We start from the raw sequence: 7630 nt of genomic DNA on the forward strand, positions 1-7630 counted from the left end.
CACTTATGTTCAGTCTCAACACGCAGCGCAGCTACAAGTACCCGGTGACGGTAACCGTTTTTGACGGCGATAAAGAGCACCAGGGCAAGTTCACCGCGACGTTCAAGGTGTTGCCACACAGCCAGCTCAGCGATCCGGAAAAAGCGGATAAGCGGCTGCTCGATCTGGTGCTGGTCGATGTCGAAGGCGTCGAAGTGGCGGGTGAAGATGGCAAGCCGCTGCAAGGGGAGGATCTGTTGCGGGCACTCAAGGACGATCCGGCCGCATCTTTGGCGCTGATCTCCGCTTACCAGGAATCCATCACAAAAAAGAACCGGCCGCGAACCTGAGGGGCGCTGGCCGCTTCTGGGTCGAGGGCCGCAAGGCAGACCCACGCGGCCTGGAATCAGACCTGGCCGCCTTCGGTGTGACATCACCAGAAGCCGCCAGGCTGGCTTCCGAGGAAGCGGATGATTACCCGGTACTGCCGGAGAACTGGGACGCCCTTCAACTCTTCCTCAGGTGCGCAACCCAGTGGCGATACGCCGGCATGGCAGGCGTTAGAACTGGCCTTGATTACCCTTCCGTTGAAACCGTCATGCGGATGACCGGCACCAGGAACAAACGAGAAACATTCTGGCAGCTGCAACTGATCGAAGACGAAGCCCTTAAAGCCCTAGCCGAACTGCGAGACTGACCATGAACGACCTTGAACTCAAGCTGAAAATAACCGGTGATAGTAAAGGCATTACCGGTACGGTTCGGGCCACGAAAGCGCAGTTCGAGCAGCTGAACAAAACCGTTGGCGATACCTCAACCGCCGGCACGAAGGGTGCCAACGGCCTGGACAAGGTAGCGAGGTCCGGTCGGGAAGCTGAAGGGGAAATGGGGCGACTGGATGCCACCACCGGGGGCTTGCTGAAATCGTTGGCTGGCCTGCTGTCTGTCGGGCTGGTCGTTCGAGAATTCAACGCCATGCGCAATGAGGCCCAGCAGTTCCGGGCAGCGCTCGCCGAAGTGTCCACCCTCATGGATGATCTCAGCGAAATGTCTGAGGTCTCCACCCAGGCCAAGGAGCTCACCGAGGCGTTCGGTGGGCTGCCAGTCAACCAGGTTAAATCCTTCTACAACATTTATTCAGCTGGCGCTGACAATGCCGCTGAGGCAACCGCGACCCTCACCGCCGCCAACAAGCTGGCCATCGGCGGCGTGGCGGATCTGGATGTGGCTGTTGACGGCCTGACCTCGATCATGAACGCCTATGAGGTCAGCGGCGGTGCGGCCGCTGGCATATCCGATGCCCTGTTCACCGCCATGCGTGGTGGTAAAACCACGATCAGCGAACTCTCCGGCTCCATTGGGCGCGTGGCCAGCCTGGCGTCGTCAGTGGATGTGGGCTTTGATGAGCTGCTAGCCGGCATCTCCGCGATCACCACCGGCGGTGTCCAGACCGCCGAGGCAGTCACTCAGGTGCGCCAGGTGATCCAGGGCGTGATTAAACCCACGGCTGAGGCAGCGGAACTGGCAGAAAAACTGGGCCTGGATTTCAACACTACGGCACTGGGGGCCCAGGGCCTGGCAGGGTTCCTGGAAGAGGTGCGCGAAGCCACCGGCGGCAACATCGACCAGATGTCGCTGCTGTTTGGCTCGGTGGAGGCGCTGAGCGGTGCGGTTGCACTGACGGGGCCCCAGGCTGGCCAGTTTGCCGACATCCTGGAGAACATGGGCGACAAGGCTGGGGCCACTGAGACCGCCTACGCGAAGATGGCCGAGGACATGCAGAACCAGACCGACCAGCTGGCCGGCAAATTCGCAGTTCTGCGCACGGAAATCGGCGAGGCATTTGTCGATGCCTCCCTGCCGTTGGTGCGGGCGTTCAACGAAAACTTCGACGAGACCATCGCCGTGGTCCAGGCCGGTACCGGTGTGCTGGTGACCTTTGCTGGTGTCTACGGCACGATCACCGCCGCGACCTGGGGTGCAACCATTGCCCAGCGCGCCTTTAATGCCGCAGTAAAAGCCAATCCCTATATCTTACTGGGCACCACGTTGGCCGCTGCAGCGGTGGCCATCTATAGCCTCAGAGATGCGTTCGATCCGGCCCGGGAGCGAGCCGAAGAGCTGAAGCTGGAAGTGGAACAGCTCACCTCCCGGTTGCAAGGCCTGTCCAGGGCGCAACTGGAAAACCAGACCTTCGCCCTGCAGCGCCAGATGGTGGAATCCCAGGCGGAAGTCCGCACGTTGAGTGCGGACCTGGACAAGCTTCAGGACAAGATCCGCAACAGCGGCCAGTTGACCGCTCAGGGTGGTGCCCTGCCGACTGCGACGCCCGAAGATCTGAAGCGGGCGGAGCAACTTCAAGAGAGGATCGAGCAGCTGGAGATTGCCGGCGAGAGCGCCGGCATCGCCTATAAGCAAGCCAAGGACCAACTGGCGGCGCTGGGGCGTCAGTCAGATGAGACCGCTGATTCGGTTGGTGGAGTTTCGGGCTCTGTAGGCCAGACCAAAGATGAGGCCGAGGCAGCGGCGAAAGCGTTGGCCAAGCTGCAGGACCGGTTCAACGCACTGGAAGGTGTGATCGATCCAACAGCCGCTGATTTCAGAGAATTCAGTGAAAACCTGTCTCTGCTCGATGAGGCGCTTGCCAATGATTTGGTGTCGCCCGATCGTTTCCGGCAGCTGCGGGATCAGCTGGTGCAGAACTTCGCCGAGGTGGGCGAAGACGGCGGCAATGAGCTGGCCGATAACCTGGAAGATCAGATGTTCCGCGCCTCCGATCGGGTGGCCACCGCCCTGCAGGATTCCATCACCTCCGGCGACTGGGATGGCATTGGTGCCACCATCGGCGGGGCGCTTGCCGGCGCGATCGGCGGCATGGTGACTGAAACCCTGATGGAACAGATGGCCGGCCAGGCCGGTGCCAGCATCTTCGGCCCGTTGGCCGGTGCGATCGCCGGCGGCGTTGCCGGTTTAGCGGTTAACGCACTGAGTGATTACCTGTCAGGCGACGACTGGGACCCCACCGAATCCCGCCAGGCGTCTCAGGGCACTGGTACCGTGCTGGGCGACATCAATACCAAGTCCGAAAGCATCCGCCGCGCGGTGGAAAACTCCGAAAACGGCATCGGCCAGCTTGTGGGCATTAACCAGGGCATGCTCCAGGCTCTGCAATCCTTGCAGCTCGGCATTGAGGGCGCGGTGTCGATGGTGGCCCGTGACCGCCGGGGTATCGATTTCGCGACCGAGAGCCGCTATACCCAGGGGCAGCTTGCGGGCGGTGGCTTGGGCATTGGCATCGGCGGCGTGATGACGGGCTCATTCGGCCCGGCGTTTGGTCTCGCATCAGGTATTTACGATGTGCTCGACGACGCCCTGGGCGGAATACTCAACGACGGCATGGAATTTCTGGACGATCTGACCGGCGGCCTGCTTTCGAGCATCGGGAGTTCCGTATTTGGCGGTGATCAAAAGGTTGTCGACGAGGGCATCCGGATCATCGGCGGCAACATCAATGACCTGGTCAACCGTACCTTGGTTCAGGCGTACGCCACTATTAAAGAAGACGGCGGCTGGTTCAGTTCCGATAAGCGTTTCGACCGGTTTCAGGACATCGCCACCAACCAGTTCAGCCTGGCGTTCGCCTCCCTCTATGACTCCATTGAAGCCAGCGCGGATGCCCTGGGCATCGATGCCGGCTCGCGCCTGTCCGGCTTCAACGTCGACACCCAGAGAATCAGCCTGGAAGGCCTGAGTGCAGACGAGCAGCAAGCCGAGCTGGAGGCCTATTTCAGCACCGTGTTTGATGATCTGGCTGGCGCGGCCGTTCCGTTCCTGGATGAGTTCCAGCGCGCCGGCGAAGGCCTGGGCGAAACCCTGGCGCGGGTGGCCAACCAGACGCTGGTGACCCAGGAGGCGGTCGACCGTCTGGGTGTGCGCTTCTCCGATCTGGCCGGGCGGGACCTGGTCAAAGCCTCCGAACGCCTGGTGGAAGCTGCCGGCGGCATCGAGCAGTTCATCGGCAGCATGGAATCCTTCATCGATAATTTCGCCACCGAGGCTCAGCAGTTTGCCCTGGCCGGATCGGACATCACCCGGGCGCTGGAACAGCAGGGGCTGGCGGTACCAAAAACCCGCGAGGGCTATTACGAGCTGCTGCAGGCTCAGAACGGTGCCACCGAATCCGGATCGCAGAACATTGCCACCCTGCTGCGACTGCAGGGCGTGGCGGATGAGTACTACACCATGTTGGAAGACTACCAGGACCAGACGTTGCGATCGCAACAGGAGCTGGTAAGCGATCGTCTGAACACCGCCGAGAGCGCTGCCCGTGCGGTCACCTCGGCCATCGAGTCGCTGACGGTGCAGACCGATCAGTTCAGTCAGATGCAGCGCCTGGCAGGTCTGCAGACCCTGCAAGGCATGGCGAATTCCGGGGTGGTCAATCCCGGCGAAGAGCTGGACCGCGCTCTGTCAGCCGCCACCAACATCAACGCCGGCGACTTCGGCAGCCTGCAGGACTATATCCGTGAAGTGGCCGTGACCGGCAACGTGCTGGCGGATCTCGACCAGATCACCCAGGAGCAAGTGACGGTCGAAGAGCGCATGCTCGGATCGCTCGAACGTCAGGCCGAGCTGCTGGAACAGGGCAACGCCGAGCAGCTGGCCGCACTGAGCCAGATTCAGGGTGCCGTCAGCCAGAACACCCAGGCGATGCAGTCTTCCGCCGGCTCGGTGCAGCCGTCCGCCGTCGCCGGTCGGTCATCGGGTGGCAATTCCTCAAACACTGAAATGGTCAGCGAGATTCGCCGAATGAAAAGTGAGATGTCTGAGCAGCAACGCCTGATCATCAAGCATACGGAGCGCACCTCGCGCATCCTGGAAGAGATTGAGATGTATGGTTTGGAGGTGCGGTCGTGAAGCTGATTGAGCCGTTTGATATCGGTGCTGCAGACATAGAATCCGACGCGCCGGAAGACGTGGCTATCGTATGGGAGGCAATCGGTCGAGACTTTGCACAAGATTTTGGCGAGGTCCTGGTTACTGCAAATTCTTCGAAAGTCTATGCACTCGATGTCCCGGCCAGTCAGTTTGAGGGGGCTATAAAAATCCAGGATGTTGACTCCGGAAGCACAGAAGTGCTGCAGCTAAGCAGTGTCAGCATTGTGCCAACGTCAATTTTCGTCAGCCCCGATGACTCTTATCTGGCGATGGCCGGCGAAGCCGGTTCGGGAAATTACGAGATGCACATATACTCCTTGGCGACAGGGAGCAGAGTGTATCGCCGTCAAAATACAGGCAAAAAAGGTGAGTTTTATGCGCGGCCCTATGGCTCAGCTTGGTCTTCAGATTCTGGAAAATTTGCGTTTTGGTCGAACACCGACCCCACTCCGACGAAAGGAGATACCAAGCCGAGAATTGTTATCGTGAACTCCGTCGACTGGTCCGATGTTGTAAGTGCCACACCAACTGACTTCCGGTCCGATGAGCCGAACGCAATCAGTGATTGGCTGGTTGGGACAAACTCTCTTTGCTGGGACGACAACGGCACTTATGTGTACGGTAATTGCTCCTCGCGCGGAGCAAGTTACTCATTAATCGCAGAATACCCGCTTTTCAAGGTTCAGGCGTCGAGCGGGTCCACCTCGCACACGTTAATTGATCCTTACATGACGTTCATCGAGTACAACCCCTACCGTGCTGAGCTGATCTGCTCGGCAGGTAGCTCCCTCCAAATAATTGATGCGGGCGATTTGTCCGAAAACCCCGATCAGCCAGATTTCTCTGGCATGACGAGATACTCCACATCATGGATTAAAGCTCTGGAGGGTCAGGATCGACTTTTTGTTTCTGACGCCTCAGCCAATACGTATTACAAGGTGTTTGCTCTGTCTGATTATTCCGACCAGGGCGCTTTCGATTCGTCAACAGAAATCCGGCTTCGCGGCGAGACCGATGCCTATTATGTGACGAGCACTTATCCTGCAGAGGGATTTAGGCTGATCGATAAAACAACCCTGGCTGAAGAAGGTCTCCAGAACCCAGATGTTTCTGAGGGAGGAATCTATCAGTACCAAAGTAAGCTCTACGAAGCTTTGTTGGATAACAACGATCGTCCAGATCAGGGGGTCACATCCAAACCGGCAACCTGGCTGGACCTTGGCGCGATAAACCCGCTGCGCATGTTCGACGGTTCAATATCCTCTGCCACCACTAGCCCGAACACCATGACCGTCGCCGTCAAAGCCAGCGCGGTGCCCAAGGCCATCGGGTTGTTCGGCGTGCAAGCCGCGACGGTAAGGGTGCAGCTGCTCGATCAGAACGACGAAGAGCAATTCGACACCGGTGAACTCGACATGGTCGACAACACCAGCATTCAGGATCTGTACGCGTATCTATTCGATGGCGTGACCCTCAGCCCCGACTTCGTCTATACGATGCTGCCGCCGTATCTTGAGGCCACCGTCATAGTGACGCTGACGCCCATCGATGGCCTCGTGTCCGTCGGTGAAATGGTCGTGGGCGATGTTCACTACCTGGGTGACACGGAGTATGAAACCGGGGTGGGTATCCTCGACTTTTCCCGCAAAGAACGAGACCAGTTCGGCAATTTCCAGATCATCGAGCGCAACTTCTCCAAGCGGGCCAATTACGTCGTGAGTGTGCCAGCACGGCTGACGTCCTCAGTGCAGCAAAAGCTCGCCAAATATCGTGCCATCGCGGCCGTCTTCATCGGGGGTGAGGAGCGGCCAGAAACCGTGGTCTATGGCTTTTACAAGTCCTTTGACATTGTGCTCAAGGGCCCGAAATTTAGTCGCTGTAACATCGAAGTGGAGGGTTTAACTAATGCCAGCACCTGAGATTAGCCTGATCCGGGCGTTGCCCCGCAGATCCCGATACAGCGAAACCTACGCGCAGGAAGTGGAAGACTTCCTCACAGACCTTGAGCCGCTGCCTGAGCAAATCAACGCCGTCGCGCAGTACCTGGATAATCGAGCCGAGGAATTAGACGGTGCCGAGGGCTCAGCGGCGGAATCAGAAGCTGCTGCAGAGGGCTACCGTGACGAGGCCGAAAACTACGCCAACGCAGCAGCCGCCACCGTCAATTTCGCCGGCCGCTGGGCGGATCTGACCGGCAGCCTCAACACGCCCGCCGTTGTCTATCACGCATCCGTGTACTGGAACCTGCTCACCAACCTGGCAGACGTAACCACCTCCGAACCGACCGTCACCAACAACGACTGGCTCAAGGTCTACGAGATCACCCCTCATCACAACCTGACCGCCACCACCGACCCCACGGCCAACGACGACGAAACCCTGGGCTACGGACCAACCTCCCGCTGGATCAACACCGCCACCGGTGAGTTCTGGCTGTGCCTGAGTGCTGGGGCCGCTGCAGCGAGCTGGCAGCAGGCGACGTTGACGGTGGATGAGTTGGGCGCTTTGGCACTGGGCGATAATGCCGCTGACGTGCCTTATAGCAACTCACAGAGTGGATTGAGCGCAACGAATGCCCAGGCCGCTATCGATGAGCTGGAAAGTGACGCTGAAGCCAATCGCTCAGAATTACTGAGCGGGTTACTCAGCAATGCCTTTGTCAAATCGGATGGCGCACAACCCGCCTGGACCACCCCCACAACCACAACCCTGG

Annotated in this window: 5 protein-coding genes; all 5 read left to right on the forward strand. The window is 59.2% G+C overall.

Annotation, left to right across the window (positions count from 1 at the left end; genetic code table 11):
• The first annotated feature begins 5 nt into the window (after positions 1-5).
• Positions 6-329 (forward strand): hypothetical protein, encoded by a 324-nt coding sequence (locus tag WD429_RS07630; protein WP_368421581.1) that lies wholly within the window; start codon positions 6-8, stop codon positions 327-329.
• 77 nt (positions 330-406) lie between these two features.
• Entirely contained in the window at positions 407-676 is a 270-nt protein-coding gene (locus WD429_RS07635) for a DUF1799 domain-containing protein (protein WP_368421582.1), read from the forward strand.
• A gap of 2 nt (positions 677-678) precedes the next feature.
• Positions 679-4896, forward strand: a complete 4218-nt coding sequence (locus tag WD429_RS07640; RefSeq protein WP_368421583.1) for a phage tail tape measure protein — start codon at positions 679-681, stop codon at positions 4894-4896.
• Positions 4893-6836, forward strand: coding sequence for a hypothetical protein (locus tag WD429_RS07645; protein WP_368421584.1), 1944 nt, complete (start codon positions 4893-4895; stop codon positions 6834-6836). Before WD429_RS07640 ends, WD429_RS07645 begins: the two co-directional genes overlap by 4 nt.
• Positions 6823-7630, forward strand: an 808-nt coding sequence (locus WD429_RS07650) for a hypothetical protein (RefSeq protein ID WP_368421585.1), incomplete at its 3' end; no start/stop codon positions are given. The genes WD429_RS07645 and WD429_RS07650, both read left to right, overlap by 14 nt.

The sequence above is a fragment of the Marinobacter sp. genome, from assembly GCF_040904845.1.
Taxonomy (GTDB): Bacteria; Pseudomonadota; Gammaproteobacteria; order Pseudomonadales; family Oleiphilaceae; genus Marinobacter.